This is a genomic window from Clostridium sp. (genome assembly GCF_032576335.1).
Taxonomy (GTDB): domain Bacteria; phylum Bacillota; class Clostridia; order Oscillospirales; family Acutalibacteraceae; genus Faecalispora.
Genome location: NZ_JAWFXC010000016.1, coordinates 1 through 19,096, shown reverse-complemented (window position 1 = coordinate 19,096; position 19,096 = coordinate 1). Strand labels below are relative to the sequence as shown.

20 protein-coding genes and 1 tRNA gene are annotated in these 19,096 nt (G+C 45.8%); 12 read left to right on the top strand and 9 right to left on the bottom strand.

Translation table 11 applies throughout. The features are described 5' to 3' along the window. Positions 1 to 141 precede the first annotated feature (141 nt). Positions 142 to 816, top strand: a complete 675-nt coding sequence (locus E7L17_RS13405) for a Crp/Fnr family transcriptional regulator (protein WP_316323644.1) — start codon at positions 142 to 144, stop codon at positions 814 to 816. Positions 817 to 960: 144 nt separating this feature from the next. On the opposite strand, the gene E7L17_RS13400 is transcribed toward E7L17_RS13405, so the two are convergent. The 3 genes from E7L17_RS13400 to E7L17_RS13390 form a co-directional block, all read right to left on the bottom strand. After that, entirely contained in the window at positions 961 to 1,362 is a 402-nt protein-coding gene (locus E7L17_RS13400; RefSeq protein WP_410470677.1) for a DUF2500 domain-containing protein, read from the bottom strand. A 196-nt stretch (positions 1,363 to 1,558) separates the two neighbouring features. Then, the gene (locus E7L17_RS13395; RefSeq protein WP_316323642.1) at positions 1,559 to 2,011 is read right to left on the bottom strand and encodes a GNAT family N-acetyltransferase; all 453 of its coding nucleotides are present in this window, start codon (positions 2,009 to 2,011) and stop codon (positions 1,559 to 1,561) included. Then, entirely contained in the window at positions 2,008 to 2,340 is a 333-nt protein-coding gene (locus tag E7L17_RS13390; protein ID WP_316323641.1) for a hypothetical protein, read from the bottom strand. The genes E7L17_RS13395 and E7L17_RS13390 overlap by 4 nt, the downstream gene beginning before the upstream one ends. A 369-nt stretch (positions 2,341 to 2,709) precedes the next feature. On the opposite strand from E7L17_RS13390, the gene adhE reads away from it, so the two are divergent. After that, positions 2,710 to 5,352: a bifunctional acetaldehyde-CoA/alcohol dehydrogenase gene (gene adhE, locus E7L17_RS13385; RefSeq protein ID WP_316323640.1), complete on the top strand. Its 2,643-nt coding sequence runs from the start codon at positions 2,710 to 2,712 to the stop codon at positions 5,350 to 5,352. Positions 5,353 to 5,402: 50 nt separating this feature from the next. On the opposite strand, the gene E7L17_RS13380 is transcribed toward adhE, so the two are convergent. From E7L17_RS13380 to E7L17_RS13355, 6 genes are all read right to left on the bottom strand, one after another. Beyond that, positions 5,403 to 5,735, bottom strand: coding sequence for a DUF3784 domain-containing protein (locus tag E7L17_RS13380; protein ID WP_316323639.1), 333 nt, complete (start codon positions 5,733 to 5,735; stop codon positions 5,403 to 5,405). Between the two features lie 291 nt (positions 5,736 to 6,026). Further along, entirely contained in the window at positions 6,027 to 7,322 is a 1,296-nt protein-coding gene (locus E7L17_RS13375; RefSeq protein ID WP_316323638.1) for an NAD(P)-dependent oxidoreductase, read from the bottom strand. A gap of 235 nt (positions 7,323 to 7,557) precedes the next feature. After that, a complete protein-coding gene (locus E7L17_RS13370) occupies positions 7,558 to 7,860 on the bottom strand; it encodes a hypothetical protein (protein ID WP_316323637.1) in 303 nt (100 codons plus the stop codon). Positions 7,861 to 7,957: 97 nt separating this feature from the next. Next, complete coding sequence (locus tag E7L17_RS13365) at positions 7,958 to 8,908, bottom strand: 2-hydroxyacid dehydrogenase (RefSeq protein ID WP_316323636.1); 951 nt, start codon at positions 8,906 to 8,908, stop codon at positions 7,958 to 7,960. A 340-nt stretch (positions 8,909 to 9,248) separates the two neighbouring features. After that, positions 9,249 to 9,683 carry a hypothetical protein gene (locus E7L17_RS13360; RefSeq protein WP_316323635.1) on the bottom strand — a complete coding sequence of 145 codons (435 nt, stop codon included), beginning with the start codon at positions 9,681 to 9,683 and terminating at the stop codon, positions 9,249 to 9,251. A 672-nt stretch (positions 9,684 to 10,355) separates the two neighbouring features. Further along, positions 10,356 to 10,432 (bottom strand) — tRNA-Arg (locus E7L17_RS13355). 129 nt (positions 10,433 to 10,561) lie between these two features. Here E7L17_RS13355 and E7L17_RS13350 point away from each other — a divergent pair. The 10 genes from E7L17_RS13350 (at position 10,562) to E7L17_RS13305 (ending at position 18,932) form a co-directional block, all read left to right on the top strand. Then, positions 10,562 to 11,263: an HD-GYP domain-containing protein gene (locus E7L17_RS13350; protein ID WP_316323634.1), complete on the top strand. Its 702-nt coding sequence runs from the start codon at positions 10,562 to 10,564 to the stop codon at positions 11,261 to 11,263. Between the two features lie 117 nt (positions 11,264 to 11,380). Continuing rightward, a complete protein-coding gene (locus tag E7L17_RS13345) occupies positions 11,381 to 12,715 on the top strand; it encodes an aminotransferase class I/II-fold pyridoxal phosphate-dependent enzyme (protein WP_316323633.1) in 1,335 nt (444 codons plus the stop codon). Between the two features lie 59 nt (positions 12,716 to 12,774). After that, the gene (locus E7L17_RS13340) at positions 12,775 to 13,098 is read left to right on the top strand and encodes a cyclic-di-AMP receptor (RefSeq protein WP_085832708.1); all 324 of its coding nucleotides are present in this window, start codon (positions 12,775 to 12,777) and stop codon (positions 13,096 to 13,098) included. After that, positions 13,095 to 13,967, top strand: coding sequence for a DNA polymerase III subunit (locus E7L17_RS13335; protein WP_316323632.1), 873 nt, complete (start codon positions 13,095 to 13,097; stop codon positions 13,965 to 13,967). Before E7L17_RS13340 ends, E7L17_RS13335 begins: the two co-directional genes overlap by 4 nt. 145 nt (positions 13,968 to 14,112) lie before the next feature. After that, positions 14,113 to 14,982 (top strand): stage 0 sporulation family protein, encoded by an 870-nt coding sequence (locus E7L17_RS13330; RefSeq protein ID WP_316323631.1) that lies wholly within the window; start codon positions 14,113 to 14,115, stop codon positions 14,980 to 14,982. A gap of 97 nt (positions 14,983 to 15,079) precedes the next feature. Continuing rightward, positions 15,080 to 15,253, top strand: a complete 174-nt coding sequence (locus tag E7L17_RS13325) for a 4Fe-4S binding protein (RefSeq protein ID WP_074432630.1) — start codon at positions 15,080 to 15,082, stop codon at positions 15,251 to 15,253. Positions 15,254 to 15,411: 158 nt separating this feature from the next. Continuing rightward, a complete protein-coding gene (locus E7L17_RS13320) occupies positions 15,412 to 16,185 on the top strand; it encodes a tRNA1(Val) (adenine(37)-N6)-methyltransferase (protein ID WP_316323630.1) in 774 nt (257 codons plus the stop codon). Between the two features lie 55 nt (positions 16,186 to 16,240). After that, positions 16,241 to 17,065: a 16S rRNA (cytidine(1402)-2'-O)-methyltransferase gene (gene rsmI, locus E7L17_RS13315; RefSeq protein WP_316323629.1), complete on the top strand. Its 825-nt coding sequence runs from the start codon at positions 16,241 to 16,243 to the stop codon at positions 17,063 to 17,065. 173 nt (positions 17,066 to 17,238) lie between these two features. After that, entirely contained in the window at positions 17,239 to 17,778 is a 540-nt protein-coding gene (rbr, locus tag E7L17_RS13310; protein ID WP_085832713.1) for a rubrerythrin, read from the top strand. 911 nt (positions 17,779 to 18,689) lie between these two features. Further along, a complete protein-coding gene (locus tag E7L17_RS13305) occupies positions 18,690 to 18,932 on the top strand; it encodes a hypothetical protein (protein WP_316323628.1) in 243 nt (80 codons plus the stop codon). The last annotated feature ends 164 nt before the right edge of the window (positions 18,933 to 19,096 follow it).

Sequence of the window (19,096 nt, the reverse complement as noted above, 5' to 3'; positions counted from 1 at the left end):
AATATAATGAATACAAACCTTATACTGTTGTTATAACAGTATTTGATAAAGATGGATTTTCTCTCATCGCCACTAGAGGGAAAATCCTCCCTTTTGTCTATCGATTTGTACGTTCGGATTGTATTCATAGGGGGTGTTTTTATGGAGCATACTGCTCCGATTACATTGGAAGAAATTTTTCCCCAGTGGGAGAAGCTTACCCCACAACAGCAGGAGTTGGTACGCTCACAAGCTCAGTCCAAGCGATTTGCACGCGGGGATATTGTGCACCAAGGCCACAACGATTGTTCCGGTCTGCTGTTGGTGCGTGATGGTCAGCTACGCGTGTTTATTGTGTCCTCCGGCGGGAAAGAGGTAACCCTCTACCGCCTGTTCTCATGGGACATTTGTCTGTTCACTGCATCTTGCATTATGAAGAACATCAGCTTTGAGCTGCACGTGCAGGCAGAGCGGGATTCGGATGTATTTATCGTACCCCCAAAGCTGTATGAACACCTAATGAAAGAGTCGCTAGCCGTTGCCGATTACACCAATCAATTAATGGCCTCCCGCTTTTCGGATGTCATGTGGATGATGGAGCAGATTTTATTTACCAGCTTCGACAGTCGCCTTTCCGCCTTTTTGCTCGAGCAAAGTGAAATTGAAGGCTCCAACGACCTCACTCTCACTCATGAGGAAATTGCCCGCCACCTTGGCAGTGCGCGGGAGGTCGTAAGCCGTATGCTCAAATACTTTGCAGATGACGGTTTGGTTCAGCTCTCCCGCGGCAAAGTAACTTTGGTTGAACCCAAACGCCTGCGCAGCTTGGTTCAATAAAACATCTTAAATATTTACTTACCGTCTATTTTTTTAATAAATCCCATCTTACAAATTAATAGAGCAAAGTAAAGGCTCCGCTTCTCTTAATCCGAGAAACGGAGCTTTCTTATTATTAAAAATTAAATTAGATTAAATTTTAAATTAGCCTCTGCTTCGTTCAAAGCCTAAGTAACGTGTTCCCTGAAAGGTAAGCTGACCTCGGTCACCCTCTGCAAGCAGGCCGTATTCCGTGCTCTTAATATGGAATTCCATTCGGTCGCCGCTTTCCACCTCAAATGTAACGTAATACGAGGTAGAGGTATTATCGTGAACTACACCCGGCTGGGTATTGTTATTGTAGTGCTGTACGGCAGTACGTTTTGCTACAATATGAGCTACAACTGTAAGTACGGGAGATTCATTGTTCTTATGCCACTGTTTCGCACCCTGCACCATACGGACGAGAATCATGACGAATACAATAATGAACATTGCCGTAACTAAGTAAGGAATCACGTTGAACATGGCACCCTCAATGCCACCAAACCCCATTACCGATTCCATTTGCATTCTCCTTTCAGTACCGCACTATATTTCCGCTCCATAGAAACAGAATAATTTCTTTATCTCAATTGAAAGGTATTCCACGCGGGAAGAGGACTCTTCCGCCATCTTCAGCTACTGTGTGAAGCCGCTCCAAAAAGCAGGTAATCTGCAAGAGTGCATGTTTTTTTCATACTCTACGGTTTACTATCTATACTTATGCTCTTTCCCATTGCATGCAGTATTCGATTTCGTTATTTTCCTCATCCTGCTGCTTCTGTGTTACCACAAAGCCCTCTCGCTCATAAAAAGCGAGGGCTTTTTTATTTTTTTCGTATACACAAAGAGTGAGTTGGGCGTAGCTCTTTTTCCATTGCTCAAGCAAGGCCTTACCAATTCCCTGCGAACGCGCGGCGGCATCCACAAAAATTCCTGCAATATGCCCTTGATCCAACCCTGAAAAACCTAGAATTTTGCCCTGTGCTTCACATACCAGCACCTCGGCCTGCGGTAGCAATTGCCCCACCATCGAAAGGTTTCCCTTCCAGTATTCTTCGGGAATAAAATCGTGCGCCTGCAAGTTCGCTGAAAGCCAAATCTCTAGCACTGCAGGTAGATCCTGCTCCTGCATCGCACGAATTGTAACGGTTTCTATTTCAAAATGAGTCATTTCTCTTTCATCCTTCTTAATTTTATAATTTGTGTGCCGAATACGCCGCCAATTAGGCAGGTTATTGCAAATACAAAAGTATATATCCATGCTCCCTCATAAAACACGAACGCAGATGGTAGAAAAATCAACCCCGCCAACAGTGCAAATAAAAAGCTACCAAAAGGCCGTAGCACACTATAAACCAGCGAGCAGAAGAAGCTCACTATAATCATGATACCAATTTTCGGGAGCAAAGCCATCCCAAGCTGAAGCAGCGCATATGGAAAAGCATAATACAATACTGCCAGAACCAATAAAAAAGGAAGCATACCTGTAAATCGTTTCATTTTACCCACCTGTATTTTAAAATTTCATTTACACAGCAATTGGGGGCAACCCCTCATACTAACGCTTTTAGAATACCATAAAAAGAATGGAAAGGCAAAATGAGAATTGCAAAGGGAAAGCCTCTTTTTCATTGTTTTTATTCTTTCGTGGTATATGATAATGTGTTTTATTGCCTTTGACTTTCTTCAGACATTTGTTTAATGTAGCAAAAAAAAATATGTCGAAAAAATATCTTGAAAAAGATTGACAAACAATTAACAAATTCGATATAATAGCAATGGAGATGTAAGTTAAAAAAATAACAAGCTTACTTCCCACTCCTAATTTCATTCAAACACCACTGTATTACTTGAATCGGAGGAATCAATATGGCCACAAGAAAAGCGAACGAGATTGCCGTACAGGAACCCGTCGTTGTTGTATATGAGAGTACAGCAGCAGAAAAGCTCGCTTCTAAAATTGCCTCACTGCGCAACGCCCAGAAGCTTTTTTCTACCTATTCTCAGGAACAGGTTGACCAGATTTTCCTCGCTGCTGCCATGGCAGCAAACCACCAGCGTATTCCGCTTGCCAAGCTGGCAGTTGCAGAAACTGGTATGGGAATCGTTGAAGATAAGGTAATTAAAAACCATTATGCTTCTGAATACATTTATAATGCTTATAAAGATACAAAAACCTGTGGTGTGCTAAATGAGGATCCTTCATTCGGTGTGAAGACCATTGCGGAACCCATTGGCGTTATCACCGCTGTGATTCCCACCACAAACCCGACCTCTACCGCTATCTTTAAAATGTTGCTTTGCCTGAAGACCCGCAATGCCATTTTAATTTGCCCTCACCCCCGCGCAAAAGAGAGCACCATTGCCGCCGCAAAGGTGGTATTGGAAGCGGCAGTAGCCGCAGGCGCACCAAAGGGAATTATTGCATGGGTGGACTCACCATCCTTAGAACTAACAAACCAGGCAATGAAAGAAGCTGACCTTACCCTAGCCACCGGCGGCCCCGGTATGGTGCAGGCAGCTTACTCCTCCGGCAAGCCCGCCATTGGCGTTGGCGCGGGTAACACCCCCGCGATTATTGATGAGTCTGCCGATTTGGTTCTTGCCGTGAATTCCATTGTTCACTCCAAAACATTTGACAACGGCATGATTTGCGCTTCGGAGCAGTCCGTTATTATTCTAGACAGCATCTACGACCAGGTAAAGGCAGAGTTTGCCGCACGCGGATGTTACCTGCTCAACCCGGAAGAAACCGATAAGGTACGTCGCACTATCATTATTAATGGTACATTGAACTCGAAAATCGTAGGGCAGTCTGCCTATACCATTGCAAAGCTTTCTGGTTTTGAGGTTCCGAAAAAAGCGAAAATACTAATTGGAGAAGTGGAAAGCGTAGAGCCAAAGGAAGCTTTTGCCCATGAAAAGCTGAGCCCTGTGCTTGCCATGTATCGTGCAAAAAGCTTTAACGACGCCATTCAAAAGGCGGAGCGCCTTGTGGCAGATGGCGGGTACGGTCACACCTCTTCCCTGTATATAAACACTACCACACAGCCGGAACGGTTTGAGCAGTTTACCAAGGCTATGAAAACCGGCCGTATACTCATTAATACTCCTGCGGCGCAGGGCGGAATTGGCGATTTGTATAACTTTAAGCTTTCCCCCTCACTCACCCTCGGCTGCGGCTCCTGGGGCGGCAACGCTGTTTCAGAGAACGTAGGCGTAAAGCACCTGTTAAACTATAAAACGGTTGCCGAGAGGAGAGAAAATATGCTTTGGTTCCGTGCTCCGGAAAAGGTATATTTTAAAAAGGGCTGCCTACCGGTCGCTTTGAATGAACTCAAAAATGTTCTCCATAAGAAAAGAGTGTTTTTGGTTACCGATGAATTCTTGTTCCGCAACGGTTATACCAAAGGCATTACAGACCGACTCGACGAGCTTGGTATTGTACACACCACCTTCTTCCATGTGCAGCCAGACCCCACCCTGCTCTGCGCAAAAGAGGGTGCCGCCGCCATGGAAGCCTTCCAGCCAGATTGCATTATTGCACTCGGTGGCGGCTCTGCTATGGATGCAGGAAAGATCATGTGGACGATGTATGAGCACCCTGAAGTGGATTTCATGGATCTTGCTATGCGCTTTATGGATATTCGCAAGCGTGTGTATACGTTCCCCAAAATGGGAGAAAAAGCCTACTTTATTGCGATTCCCACCTCCGCGGGTACCGGCTCTGAGGTGACTCCGTTTGCTGTCATTACCGATGAAGCCACTGGTATTAAATACCCGCTTGCCGATTATGAGCTGATGCCCAACATGGCCATTGTAGATGCAGACCTGATGATGAACATGCCAAAGGGGCTTACCTCCGCCTCCGGTATTGATGCCATGACCCACGCACTGGAGGCATACGCCGCCATGCTGGCAACCGATTATACCGATGGTCTTGCTCTCAAAGCGCTAAAAAACATCTTCACTTACTTGCCGCGAGCCTATGAAAACGGGGCAAATGACCCCATCGCCCGCGAAAAAATGGCGGACGCTTCCACCATGGCGGGTATGGCGTTTGCAAACGCGTTCCTTGGTGTTTGCCACTCGATGGCGCATAAGTTGGGTGCATTCCACCACATTCCCCACGGCGTTGCCAATGCGCTCATGATTCAGTATGTGATGCGCTATAACGCCGACCCCTGCCCAGCAAAAATGGGAACCTTCCCGCAGTACCAGTACCCGCACACTTTGGAGCGGTACTGTGAATGCGCCGATTTCCTTGGTATTCCCGGTAACAATGAAGAAGAAAAGTTTAACGGCCTGCTTAATGCAATTGAAGACCTGAAAGCAAAAGTGGGAATCCCCAAATCCATTCAGGCCTTTGGTATTGAGGAAGCGGATTTCTTAAAAACACTGGACGAAATGACCGAGCACGCGTTTGACGACCAGTGCACTGGTGCAAACCCCCGCTACCCGCTGATGAGCGAAATTCGCCAGATGTTCTTGGATGCCTATTACGGCAGATAACAAAAGAAATTAGCAAAAAGGAGCTGGGCAACTGCCCCGCTCCTTTTATTTTACAGCTTATATTTGTGAAACGCCGTTTCCGTATCAAAATGAACCTCTTTAAAAAAGAGAACCAACCAAACAACAAATGCAAGTATTGTAAAGGTGACGGAGAAAATGCTTGTTAGTACACCACCAACTGCAAAGAGGAAGAACCACACAAACAACGTATTCCGCATATCTTCACTCATTTTCAATCGGTCGTACTGTTCGCGCTCATCCTTCGGCAAAGTATTGAATCCACTAATTAAAACGGCTCCCTTTTCCTTTAACACTGCAAAAACAATTGCCAGCAGAAGAAAAACAGCCGCCATAATGGTACAAACGATTGTACCAATACTCATCGCTTTCGCCTCCATGTTCTTCATTCTTATCATAATAACCCTTATTTTGCTCTTCTGTCAAGGAATTATAAGCGTTACCGCCATTTCCGAACAGGGAATATTCTTGTTTAATTGTTTTAATTAAAGCTTATTGAGTATATACACAATTAGTATATTTTATTTCATTTATACCATTGGTTTATCAATTGTTTTATTTGCTCTCTTGTTCAACTTGGAAGCTTCCTAGTTAAATTAAGCTTGCAAAAAAGCCCGCTGACTCTGCAAATAAGAGTCAGTGGGCTTTTTGTAAAATTATAATTCCAGAAGCTTTATGGCATCTACATAGGAGGCAATCCCCTCCGCCACTTTTTTAGCCTCTTTCATCGCCAAAACAACGGTAGCAGGCTCATGAACAACATCCCCGCCAGCAAAAACACCTTTTTTCATCGTCATACCATAGGGCTTATCCTTTGTAACGACATAGCCTTTTTCATTTACAGAAATGCCTGTGGTGGTAGATACAATTCGGCTAGCAGGCTTTGAGCCAATAGCAAGCATAACTACATCAGCATCAACGTGAACAAGCTCGTCGTTTTGCTTTAGGGTAATACCGTTTACAATTTGTTCCCCATCAAATTGTAGCGGCTCAGAGTGCCACAAAAAGTTTACCCCTTCCTCCAAAGCACTTGTGTATTCCGATTGAAGGGCAGGCATTTCTGCTTCTCCCTTACGGTACACAATGGTAACTGAGCCCGCTCCGGCTCTCAGGGCAGTGCGGGCGGCATCCATTGCCACATTTCCCGCTCCCACAATAACCACTTTATCCCCCTGCCTAAGCGGCACTTCTTCTCTGCCCACTTCACCGCTGTTAAACAAAGCGACCATACGAAGAAAATAGATAGCCTGTAAAATGCCAACCTTTTCTCTTCCCGGTAGGTCAATATCTTTGGCTAAAGCAGTTCCGCTGCCAATAAAAACGGCATCAAAATTCCGGGCAAATAAATCATCCACCGTTAAATCTGGGCCTACCATTACATTGGTTAAAAAGGTTACCCCCAAAGCCTCTATTTTTTGAATTTCTTTTCGAACTACCTCTTTGGGAAGCCGAAACTCTGGTATGCCATAAATCAGCACTCCCCCAAGTTCAGATTCCTTTTCGTATATCACAACATTAAAGCCTTGCCGGGCAAGGTCACCTGCAACGGTTAGCCCGGCTGGCCCCGAACCAATAATCGCAATCTTTCCTCTGGTTTTCTGCACAAGGTTTTCTTTAATTAAACCCATTTCTGCATCAAAATCTGCAATAAATTCCTCCAGCTTACCTACCTGAATCGGCGCACCTTTCGCATTGAGAACGCAGTGACCAACGCACTGCTTTTCATGCGGGCAAATACGGCCGCAAACCGCAGGCAAATTGGTTTTTCTGGCTAGAATCTCTCTTGCTTCTCCTAAATTCCCTTTGGATAACTGGTAGATAAAATCAGGAATATCGTTATTGATTGGGCATCCCTTTTGGCAGGAAGGCACCTTACACCGCAAGCAACGTTTTGCTTCTTGAATCGCCTCTTGCATTATTTTATAACCGACTTGCTTTTCTGAATTAGACATAAGTACCTCCAAGCGTTTGTGATACTTCCATCTTATTATAAATTCACATAAGAAAAAAGCATGATTATTTTTTTAACGAAAAAAGCACACGAGAAAAACACAAACAAGGGCAGTTAAAACCATAATAGCTTTAACTGCCCTTTTCATTATAGATTTGTTTATAATTTGTTTGGAATGCCTATCCTATGTACTTTTTTGCATATCATCACTCATTTTAATTTATTTACAGAGTAATTTACGTAAAAAATCGAAAAATATTTTTCCGTATCTTCCACACCAAATTACGAAATGTTTTAGATAAAAACAATAGGATAAGCCAGATAATACCTACATTCGCTGCAAATTGTAATGGATTTATTGCCAGACCAGCCGGGAACTCCGAAATATGTCCATGCAAAGTTATAAATGAACTGGGAAATCCAAAATAAGAAACATTTGTAGAACTTCCCTCGCTAATTGTAAAAGCTCCTACAACCAAAGAAATTGCCACTGCAAGAATTAGTAATCTTCCCTTCGGTCTTTTTATAAATCTTTTCATGCTTGACTCCGAAATATGCCTATATTATTTTGCGCATCATCAAAATGTACAAACGGCATCACTTCTTTAAACGTGTAATCTTTTAAGTTCATCCGGTTTAGTCAACCCGATTAATTGGCTGACCGATCGAAAAGGCTTTAATGTTCTTTCCAATTAATGCAACTAAGCGCTGTCTTGTTTCCAGCCCACGCCAGCCCATATGCGGAGTAATGATAACATTGTCCATTGTATACAATGGGCTTGCATCATCTAACGGCTCCACTTCTTGTACATCTAACCCGGCTCCTGCTATTACATGATTTTGCAATGCGTCAATGAGTGCTTTCTCATCAATCAAGGCTCCTCGAGCTGTATTGATAAGGAATGCAGTGGGCTTCATCATTGCGAGTGTTTCTTTGTTCATCATATGTCTTGTAGATTCGTTTAGTGGGCAATTAAGAGAAACAAAGTCACTTTGCTTTAGCAATTCTTCCATCGTTGTAAAATGAATATTATCTGAATCCTCTCTGGGCGTTCTGGATGATACCAAAATATTCATTCCCAGCGCCTTAGCCACCTTAATTACTTCTTTCGCTATGTTACCAAAACCGATAACTCCCAATGTTTTACCGTTTAACTCTACATGATCAACCATTAAGTGCTTGTGGAAATTATCGTGATTCCCTTGCGAAAGCATACGAATTTGTTTTTGCATAGAGCTTGCCAGATTCATAATGAAAAGAATCGCTGTATGCGCGACTCGTTCACTGCTATATGCGGGGATATTACACAATTGGATTCCTTTTTCACGAACCGCATCCAAATCAATGTTGTTGTATCCGGTTCCAGCTTCACAAATCATCTTTACACTATCCGGGAATTTACGAATCAGCTCACCGCTGACTTTCATTTCTTTTGTAACTACAATCGTAAACCCATTCACACGCTCTAATATTTTATCTTCCGGTGTTTCGTCATAAATTACCACCTCAGACGCAATTTGTGAGTAATCTACGTTTCCATCATAATTTACCAGGCCAGCATTTAACACAACAGTTCTATCATTCATCTTTTTGCTCCTTCCACATGTAACTGGTGTAGCAGTATGCTTTTGATTTGTCTGGGCAATTGCGTTTACTTTAAAACTATCATAGCACGCTTCATTGTATAAAGAAAGACATCGTCTCCATTTCAGTGGGTATCTATGCTTCTTCATTATCTCAGAAAAATAAAATGCACTTATGCTACTCAGGTTGCCTGGCCTCGAGTCACTTTCCATTCATTATTTGCCTTTTTCCATTCTTGTATATTTGGGCTAAGGGATTCACGAACATTAAATTGTCAAATGATTCAGCTCATCATCACTGTCGGAGTCTTTCTTCATCATTTTTATTACACCAACCATTTAATTACACTCCAGTCATATGCTTGTCTATATATCTGCAATAAAGATACCAACCGAAAGTGATTCCTAATATAAAAATATCAAAAACCGCGACACTTACTCCTAAAACATTAAATCTGTTCCGAAAGATAAAGGTAAAAAGAAGTAATAATAAATCGGCTACCGTAGAAGTTAAAGCAAGCGTTTTGGCCCATTTACTACGAATTATTAATAAGAACGGAGAGAAAAATCCCCCAAGCAAATTTGTTACCCATAACACTAAGAAATAAATGGGATAATTCGTAAAGTAATCCATAACTTGTAAACCGTAACCATGAGATACGTAGTAATTCTGATTATGCGATAACATCATAAACAAATCATATATTCCCATACTGTAAAGAAGAAGGACAAAGAATGAAAACAGCCATAAATGCCATGGATTTCTTTTTATAATCATTTGTCTCACTCTCATAAATTAATTTTTAGACTTAGTTTTCTATTAGTATTTCAATTTTACCACTATTTATGGAAATGCGTCACGTTTTCTTCACGCTCAGACCCTTTTGGGTTCAAATCCCTCCCGAATATAAGAATAGAAGCAGATACAGTTTTTCTGATTTCCTTACCCTCCATACCGTACTTATAATCTTTGCTTATAGTTTTCTACTGCCCTGTGGCACATCAAATTTCAAAGTCTGGGCATTTCCGTTAGCCCAATCCTTAATCTTTTTAATATGTGATTTGAATTCAACTCCGGAAGAATCGATCATTACGAAAAACAGTAATAATGCAATACTCCCAAATACATATTTTATAATCTTTCGCATAACCTCCATCCTTTCTGTTGGTCAACTTAATTTTTAACAGTTTTTTACTTGATATAGCGTAGTATAACATAAAAAACAGGTTGAACAAACACGAAACTGCATTTGATTCAACCTAATAATCTTGGCCCGCCCGCAGGGATTAAACGGCGATTTATCGCCTCCCAGCTTGCGGCACAGCCGCTGTGCTGCTCCTCGCTAAAAACGTGCCACTGGCACGTTTTCTTCACACTCAGACCCTTTCGGGTTCAAATCCCTCCCGAATATAAGAATAGAGCAGGAGCTATGCTCCTGCTCTATTCTTATGGCCCGCCCGGAGGGATTTGAACCCCCGGCCTTCAGAATCGGAATCTGCTGCGATATCCAGCTTCGCCACGGGCGGAAATATTACCATAGTAGTATAGCACACCGATTGCGGTTATGCAATGCTGCTATTTAAATTTTAGCCTACTAAGCAAACCTATGCATTCCGGCGCATACAATGAAACAAGCTATGGAAAGGAGAAAGCACATGCAATTTCCAAAACACCCACAATACGCTCAAGACAAAAAAACATTGTACCAGGTAATTGCCGGCTCTCTTGAAGCAGGGCGCAAAAACGTCTGCCAGCACAAACTGCAAGAAAAGGCCACTTTGCTCGAGCAAGCAATGGATGACACATTGCTGGTAATGGCACGCATGGTGGAGCAAAAAGACCCTTATACCGCGGGGCACCAGCTGCGGGTGAGCTGCCTAGCGAGCGATATTGCACTTCAAATGGGCTGGTCACCCGAACGTTGCGACTTATTGCGGCGGGCCGCCATGATTCATGACATTGGCAAAATCGGCATTCCTAGCGACTTACTCACAAAACCTTCATGCCTCACTCCTCTGGAAATGGCGCTTATCCGAACCCATGCAGAATCAGGCTACCAAATGGTAAAAGATATTTCTTTCTTTACTCCGCTGGCAGAAATAATACAGCAGCACCATGAGCGTTTGGATGGCTCCGGCTACCCGCGCGGTCTGACAGGAGATGAAATTTTGCCGGAGGCTCGTGTACTTGCTGTGGCAGATGTATTCGAGGCGATGAGTTCTCACCGCCCCTATCGCCCAGCAAACTCTTTGGAGGCCTCCTTGGCAGAGATTTCAAACCGTTCGTTGTATGATTCCGCTCCCGCAAATGCGCTGCAAATTTTAATATGGGAAAAAGATTACCGACTTCCAACCTAAACCTCAACAATTGAAAAGAATCACCCAGTAAGATATAATTATTATAAAAATGACCATTTCTGTATGCTTCTATTTACTTAAAGTGAATAGAAGCACGCAATGTGGAAAGGATTTTTAATGAACGATACACCATTATATACTGCTCTATTGGAGCATCAACAGAAAAACCGTGCCTCTTTCCACACGCCGGGGCATAAAAATGCGGCGAATAGCTTACCCGCTGACCTACTTTCTCTGGATTTTACCGAGCTGCCGGATACCGACAGCCTTTTTGAAGCCGAGGGAGCCATCCTCAAAGCCGAGCAGCGGGCAGCCGAGCTGTTCGGTGCTGCTCGCACATTGTTTTCTGCGGGCGGCTGCACACTCTGCCTTCAGGCAATGCTTTTTTTGGCGGCTCCGCGAGGCGGTACGGTACTGTTTGACCGCGTACTGCACCGCAGTGTGGTTCACACCATGGCATTGCTCAACATAACGCCCATTTGGCTTCTTCCCCGCCCGAACGCCGGGCGCGGTCTCCCCGGCAGAATCGAGAGCGCAGATGTTCTCACGGCGCTGCAAAAGCACCCGGATGCCAAAGCTGTATTCCTCACCAGCCCGGACTACTACGGTGTATTGGCGGACATCTCTGCTATCTCCGCTGTCTGCCGTGAAAAAAGAGTCCCCCTTTTGGTGGATAACGCTCACGGTACCCATTTGGCTTTTTTAAAAGAAAACCGTCACCCTTTGTTTTTGGGCGCTTCTGCCACGGCCTGCTCCGCGCATAAAACCCTGCCGGTTCTCACCGGCGGTGCATGGCTTAACCTTGCAGAGCCGGCGTTTGTAGCGGATGCCAAGCACGCAATGTCCCTTTTTGGCTCTACAAGCCCCTCATACCCCATTATGGCTTCGCTGGATTTGGCACGGGCGTGGGTACAAAACAGCGGCTATGCCGCTTTTGCCGCATTGGAGGAACGCATTGCCACTATTCGGGAATTCGCAGCCAGTTTGGGCATTCTATCTCCAGAGGGAGAGTGTGACCCCATTCGGCTCACCCTGCGAACGTTGGAAGCCGGTATTCCCGGAACAGATGCCGCAGAGCATTTTCGCAGTTTTGGTGTGGAGCCCGAATATGCCGACATAGCTCAGGTCGTACTAATTGCTACCCCATTTAACAGCGAACAAGATTTTCAGCGAGTAGAAAACGCAATTTGCACTCTTCCTTTGGGCAAGGAAATGTTTGGTACACTTCCTGCACTTGTCTCTCTTCCCCCTATGCTTCTCACCCCAAGAGAAGCGTTGTTCTCTTCCACCGAGCAGGTTTCACTGGCGCAATCCGTAGGTAGAATCGCGGCTGAAACAGCCTGCCCTTGCCCGCCCGGAGTGCCAGTTGTAATGCCCGGTGAAAAAATAACAGACGAAATTGCCGAGTTTTTACGTGGGTATGGCATTTTTTCATTGAAAGTGGTAAAATAACGATAGAAAACCATTTGGCTTTTTAAAACGTTCCGCAACCTGTATAGGAGGGATATATTATGAAACTGATCCTTGCCATTGTCAGCAGTGACGACAGTGCCACGGTACAGGCCGCATTAACGAAAAAGCAATTTCCCATTACAAAATTGGCTACCACCGGCGGGTTCTTAAAAGCCGGGAATACCACCTTTATTGTAGGTGTAGAAGACGATAAAGTAGAAGAAGTCATTTCTGAAATCTCTGCTCATAGCAGCCGCCGCACCCAAATCGTGCCCAGCGCTTCAGCGATGGATTTAGGGCTATACGCCTCTTTCCCCGTAGAGGTCACGGTTGGTGGTTCAACCATCTTTGTTATGAATGTTGAGCGGTACGAAAAAGTATGATTTTTGAAGGATTTATCGGTAATGAATCCCTGTGCCAGCAGCTTTCACTCACGCTGGAGCAGGGGCGTTTGCCCCATGCGGTCATTTTAGAAGGGCCTACTGGCAGCGGCAAGCGTACCCTAGCAGGGATTTTGGCGAGAGCATGCGTTTGCACCGCGCAGGGTGAGCGCCCCTGCGGAGTGTGCCCTGCCTGCATAAAGGCCAAAGCGGGGTCTCACCCAGATATTATTGTTGAAAGCGGCGGCGCTGCCGCACGCTCTTTTCATGTAGACACCGTGCGCCGTATTCGCTCCGACGCATATATTAAGCCCAATGAGGCTTCCCGAAAAATATACTGCCTGTTTGAGGCACAAACCATGTCGGAACAAGCGCAGAATGCTCTTCTAAAAGTATTGGAGGAACCGCCAGAAGGGATTTTATTCATCCTCACCTGCCCGTCTGCCTCTGCTTTGCTTCCTACCATTCGTTCTCGTTCGCTTATTTTAACGCTAGAGCCACCAACGGAGCAGTCTGGGGCAAACCCGGAAGCCGAGGCTTTGGCGTCTCAAATTTTGCGCGAGCTGGTTTTACCGGATGAATCTGCCGTGTTGAAAACCTGTGCTTCACTCATACAAAACCGCGAAATGCTTCGCCAAGTACTTGACCGCCTTACCCTGCTATTTCGTGATGCAGCCGTATTGCGTGTTGGCGGTGCATCCCTTACACGCGACCCCTCTGCCAAGGAGCTGGCGCGTCTGCTTACACGAGACCGCTTGTTAGCTCTGACGGAGCTAAGCATTCAAACGCGCAGGCGAGTCGATTTAAACGCAAACAGCACCCTGCTCGTAACCGTATTTTGCGCGCAGCTACGCGCTGTGGCTGGCTTTTAAGGCCCCACAATCACACAAAAGGTAATTACAGGCGTGTCTTTCCCGCTCGCTTCGGTAAGGACATGCCTGCTGTAAATTTCAATACATCCAAATTTCAATACATCCATCTGTAATATTATCTAATTTTATAATAAAGGAGATCGCTATGGCCGAAGTAATTGGCGTACGATTTAAAAACGTGGGCAAAGTGTATTACTTTGACCCCGATGAAAGTAATCTAAAAAAAGGCGACATGGTAATCGTAGAAACTTCTCGCGGAGTTGAGTGCGGAGAAGTAGCGATGGAGAACCGTCAGGTAGACGACGAAACCATTGTGCAGCCGCTCAAAAAGCTGATTCGCATTGCAAATCAGGAGGACCTGAAAAAGCTGGCGGAAAATCAGATTCGTGAGAAAAGCGCTTTTGAAATCTGCAATAAAAAAATTGCCGCACATAAGCTAGAAATGAAGCTGGTTGACGTGGAGTACACGTTCGACAACAGCAAAATTCTGTTTTACTTTACCGCCGATGGTCGCGTGGATTTCCGCGAGCTCGTAAAAGACCTCGCCTCCGTATTCCGCACACGCATTGAGCTGCGCCAAATTGGTGTGCGCGATGAAGCAAAAATGCTGGGCGGGCTTGGCATTTGCGGCCGGCCGTTCTGCTGCTCCACCTTTTTGGGAAGCTTCCAGCCGGTTTCGATTAAAATGGCAAAGGAACAAAACTTGTCTTTAAACCCGGTGAAAATCTCTGGTACCTGCGGGCGTTTGATGTGCTGCCTGAAGTATGAGCAGGAAGCATACCTAGACCTTTTGCGAACCACCCCGAAGCTCAATGCCATCGTGATGACTCCCGAGGGGCGTGGTATTGTGGTAGACCAAAACCTGTTGACCGGTGTTCTGCAGATTCGGCTGGACAAAGCACCGGACGCAGCACCCACAACCTACAAAGTAAAAGATGTAAAACTGATTAAAGACGCCCAGCTGCGTGTAAACAAAGCGGAGCTTGAGCAGCTCAAAGAGTTGGAGAAGGATTGAGATTCCATTCACAATTTGCGAAAAATCAGTTGCAATTCTGCCATTGTGTGTTAGAATAAGGGGGTAATACTTATACTTATTCTGGAGGTGCTTAACAATGGCATATGTTATTAACAGCGATTGCATTTCCTGCGGTGCTTGCGCAGGTGAGTGTCCCGTGAGCGCTATTTCTGATGGCGCAGACAAGTACGTAATTGATCCCGAGCTCTGCACTGAGTGCGGCGCTTGCGCTTCTGTATGTCCCGTAGGAGCCCCGAACCCCGAGGCTTAAGGCTCAATTGAAGCGATTTAAGGCGGAGCGTTAATTGCTCCGCCTTAAATTTTGGGACATGCACCGCGGGTTTTACCGCCCGCTTTTTCATACAACCCTACTCTCCCGCTACCTGCGGGTGATTTTTATAGAAACGACTTTACTTTCGGAGGTAACTCATGCAGCCCCAATTGGAGCCACTTTCTCCCCATATTTCCGTATTCGTTTCAGAGACCCACCGCTTTAATACCGACACCATCCTGCTGGCGCATTTCGCGGCACCCAAACGGGGCGAGAAATGCGCCGATTTCGGCACAGGCTGCGGCGCAATTCCGTTTTTGTGGCTTGCCCGGTATGCTCCCGCCCGTATTTGCGGGGTAGAGCTTCAACCGGACGCCTGCAAGCTTGTGCAGCAGTCGATAGCGCACTGCGGTGTTGAAGATCGGCTTCGGGTCATTCAGCAGGATTTACGCCTGCTGCCCGATGCCAAACCGCGCGACCCATGGCTGGAGGATTGCGATTTAATCTCTTGCAATCCACCCTACAAAGCGCAGGGTACGGGAATTGAAAACCCGGAGGAGGGCAAGCGGCTTGCTCGCCACGAAGCAACCTGCACCATGGAGGATGTAGCTGCCGCGGCGGCCTCCTGCCTGCGCTATGGGGGTCGCCTTTGCATTTGTCAGCGCCCGGAACGCCTGACGGATATTCTGCTGACGCTAAACGCAAACGGCCTTGAGCCCAAGCGCCTGCGGTTCGTACAGGCACGAGAGGGCAAAGCGCCAAAGCTGTTCCTGCTTCAGGCTCGTAAAAATGGGCAGCCCGGCGGTTTGGTGGTGGACCCACCTCTTATGATCCACAATCCCGATGGTACTTTTACCCGGGAAATGCTCGAAATCTACGGGGACTATAAACAGGCTGCAAATGGCGCGGAAAGCGATGGTACCAAAGGGTAAGCCCCTTTCCTCGTTTTTCTCACTTGGCGCACATTCAATATTAGGAGGGGCTTAAATGGCCGGAAAACTGTATGTTGTAGGTACGCCCATCGGGAATTTATCGGACTTTTCTCCCCGGGCGGCTCGCACCTTAGAAGAAGTGGACTTTATTGCCGCGGAAGATACCCGCGTTACCATAAAGCTGTTGAATCATCTTGGAATTAAAAAGCAGATGGTCAGCTATTTTGAGCACAATAAGCAGGAGCGCGGCGGAATGATTACTCGAAGAATTCTCGCAGGCGAGAACTGCGCGCTGGTCTCCGATGCAGGTATGCCTGCAATTTCAGACCCCGGTGAGCTTTTGGTGGCACAATGCGCGGAATTGGGAATTCAAACCCTCGTTGTGCCCGGGCCGAGCGCCGTAATCTCCGCATTGGCAATCTCCGGTCTCCCAACGGGCCGTTTTACGTTTGAAGGCTTTTTAAGTGTGAACAAGCGCGCTCGCCGCGAGCACTTGCAGCAAGTATCTGCGGAAAACCGCACCATGGTGTTTTACGAGGCACCGCACAAGCTCACCTCCACCCTTTCGGATATGCTTGCCGCTTGGGGAGATCGCCGCATCGCACTCGTTCGGGAACTGACGAAAATCCATGAAGAAGTGATTCGCACCACACTTGCCGAAGCGGTACAGCGCTACATGCAGGAAAGCCCCAAAGGGGAATTTGTTTTGGTGATTGAGGGTGCTCCCATACCGGTGGAAGAACCGCTCACCCTTGAAGATGCCACTGCGCTTGCACGCACCTATTTGGAACAAGGAGCCTCTGTTTCAGAGGCTGCAAAACGTGCGGCAAAGGAAAGTGGACACTCAAAAGCGGAGATTTACAAAATAATTTGCGAATAATTATTATTTTTTTGCTCTATCCTCTTGAATTTTTAACAAATTTTAGTATAATAAATAAGAAGCGATCACATCCTATTCCTAAGCGCCTGTATTCCGGCGCTTCGTTCCGGCGTGAAAACGTGTCTGGAACAGGGTGGCATCCCTTACTGATATTTACAAGGAGGACGTACCGTATGGAACTGAAAGGAAGCAAAACCGAAGCGAATCTGCTGACTGCATTCTCAGGAGAATCTCAGGCCAGAAACAAGTACACATTCTATGCTTCTCAGGCAAAAAAAGAAGGTTACGAGCAAATCGCAGCTATTTTTGAGGAGACCGCTGGTAACGAGAAGGAGCACGCCGAGCTATGGTTTAAATACCTGCATGGTGGAGCGGTAGGTGCCACAAGGGATAACCTGCTGGATGCTGCTCAGGGCGAAAACTATGAGTGGACAGAAATGTACAAAGAGTTCGCCGAAACCGCAGAGCAGGAAGGCTTTAAGGAAATCGCTGCTACCATGAAGATGATAGCTTCCGTTGAGAAGACTCACGAAGAGCGTTACCGCAAGCTGCTGAAAAATGTTCAGGAAGACCTTGTTTTCCAGAGTGGCGAGAAAACCGTTTGGGTATGCCGCAACTGCGGATACATTCATATTGGCGAGAAGGCTCCTGGAATCTGTCCTGCCTGCAAGCATGCTCAGGCTTACTTTGAGCGCAAGGCTGAAAATTATTAATTTAATTTTTTCAACATTTGCTTCTAAAGCTACGAATTTGTTTGCATTTTCAAATAGAATAGCGGCATGCCGCCTTTCAAAAAAGCCACGGAACGATATGTTCCGTGGCTTTTTTATGAGTGTAAATATTTAAATTTGTTTGTAACAACCATAAAAATTAAAAAAGCCGAATTTTTAAAAATCCGACGAAACATGACGAAACCATATTTTATGTGATATATTTTCCCAAAACACAAATATATCTTGCATTATTTGGTAAAAACTGGTATGCTTTTAAATGTAAGGTAGTAAAAAGCAAAGCAGGGATGAGTGATTAGAGCCACCCATCCCCTGCTACGGAGTCCAGCCTCCATAACAACAGTTTACACTGCACTTTGCTTCACAATTATAACCCATAATTCCCCTTTTGTATAGGGGCAAGAAAAGGGTGTACCCCTGTTGCTAGGTTGTGAGCAGAGCGTTTCAGGTAGTGAGCTGCGTTCGATAGAATTTTTATCGCTTGTTGTGGAAGTACCCTGTTATTTTGTAGGGTTCCGTGACAAGCGCTTTTTTATTGCCTTACAGACAAAGGCAACGCGGAGCTGGGTATATAGGTAGTTATTGACCGAAAAAAGACTGCCAAGCTTGTGTGGGAAGAAGTCAGCTCTTTGAATCAGCTATGTTTTCCACTCCCCTGGTAAGGCATTTGTAAAAGGAGAGTTGGCGCCGAATGTTGGAGGATAAATAGAACCCAGCTTCGCCGAGCTAATGTCTGTAAGCAAGCAACGCCGCACTATCGCCCGTGCGGCTCACGCCGTTCCTTTATTGGAACGGCGTTCTTTTTTGCTCTTTTTGTGCGCTCACGCCCTCCCATAGATAAATATATTACAATCTGTTTTCCCCCATTTACAAACGGCAGAGCAAAACCTTACATGCAATCTGCAACGCACAGGCTTGTCCCTGTGCGGAAAACAGAAGCAGAGCGGGAGCTCACTCGGATTCCAAAGGCAGAGCCTTTGGTCGTTGAGAGGGAATCCAAAGGGAGAGAATCGATACTCTCCCCTTGGAAGGCCTTTGCCTACTTTCACCCTTTCGTGAAAGTAGGTGCCCGCCCCGGCATGAGGGGCAAAGCACTGCGCCAGCAGAATGCCCTTGCGCCCAAGCGCAAAACTTAATATATCAACTATAATTTTGTAAAGTAAATATTAGCGGCTCGTGCCGCAGAAAATTTCTTCTTTCTTTTCATTCGCCCCTCAAGCCGGGGCAGGCTCTCCTTTTCTTGATGAGAAGAAAAGGAGGAAAGACTCACCAAAGGCTCTGCCTTTGGATTCCGTTTGGG

Bases quoted from the DNA above. Each gene is read 5' to 3' on its own strand.
- E7L17_RS13405 (WP_316323644.1), top strand. From the start codon at position 142: ATGGAGCATACTGCTCCGATTACATTGGAAGAAATTTTTCCCCAGTGG.
- E7L17_RS13400 (WP_410470677.1), bottom strand. From the start codon at position 1,362: ATGGAATCGGTAATGGGGTTTGGTGGCATTGAGGGTGCCATGTTCAAC.
- E7L17_RS13395 (WP_316323642.1), bottom strand. From the start codon at position 2,011: ATGACTCATTTTGAAATAGAAACCGTTACAATTCGTGCGATGCAGGAG.
- E7L17_RS13390 (WP_316323641.1), bottom strand. From the start codon at position 2,340: ATGAAACGATTTACAGGTATGCTTCCTTTTTTATTGGTTCTGGCAGTA.
- adhE (WP_316323640.1), top strand. From the start codon at position 2,710: ATGGCCACAAGAAAAGCGAACGAGATTGCCGTACAGGAACCCGTCGTT.
- E7L17_RS13380 (WP_316323639.1), bottom strand. From the start codon at position 5,735: ATGAGTATTGGTACAATCGTTTGTACCATTATGGCGGCTGTTTTTCTT.
- E7L17_RS13375 (WP_316323638.1), bottom strand. From the start codon at position 7,322: ATGTCTAATTCAGAAAAGCAAGTCGGTTATAAAATAATGCAAGAGGCG.
- E7L17_RS13370 (WP_316323637.1), bottom strand. From the start codon at position 7,860: ATGAAAAGATTTATAAAAAGACCGAAGGGAAGATTACTAATTCTTGCA.
- E7L17_RS13365 (WP_316323636.1), bottom strand. From the start codon at position 8,908: ATGAATGATAGAACTGTTGTGTTAAATGCTGGCCTGGTAAATTATGAT.
- E7L17_RS13360 (WP_316323635.1), bottom strand. From the start codon at position 9,683: ATGATTATAAAAAGAAATCCATGGCATTTATGGCTGTTTTCATTCTTT.
- E7L17_RS13350 (WP_316323634.1), top strand. From the start codon at position 10,562: ATGCAATTTCCAAAACACCCACAATACGCTCAAGACAAAAAAACATTG.
- E7L17_RS13345 (WP_316323633.1), top strand. From the start codon at position 11,381: ATGAACGATACACCATTATATACTGCTCTATTGGAGCATCAACAGAAA.
- E7L17_RS13340 (WP_085832708.1), top strand. From the start codon at position 12,775: ATGAAACTGATCCTTGCCATTGTCAGCAGTGACGACAGTGCCACGGTA.
- E7L17_RS13335 (WP_316323632.1), top strand. From the start codon at position 13,095: ATGATTTTTGAAGGATTTATCGGTAATGAATCCCTGTGCCAGCAGCTT.
- E7L17_RS13330 (WP_316323631.1), top strand. From the start codon at position 14,113: ATGGCCGAAGTAATTGGCGTACGATTTAAAAACGTGGGCAAAGTGTAT.
- E7L17_RS13325 (WP_074432630.1), top strand. From the start codon at position 15,080: ATGGCATATGTTATTAACAGCGATTGCATTTCCTGCGGTGCTTGCGCA.
- E7L17_RS13320 (WP_316323630.1), top strand. From the start codon at position 15,412: ATGCAGCCCCAATTGGAGCCACTTTCTCCCCATATTTCCGTATTCGTT.
- rsmI (WP_316323629.1), top strand. From the start codon at position 16,241: ATGGCCGGAAAACTGTATGTTGTAGGTACGCCCATCGGGAATTTATCG.
- rbr (WP_085832713.1), top strand. From the start codon at position 17,239: ATGGAACTGAAAGGAAGCAAAACCGAAGCGAATCTGCTGACTGCATTC.
- E7L17_RS13305 (WP_316323628.1), top strand. From the start codon at position 18,690: ATGCAATCTGCAACGCACAGGCTTGTCCCTGTGCGGAAAACAGAAGCA.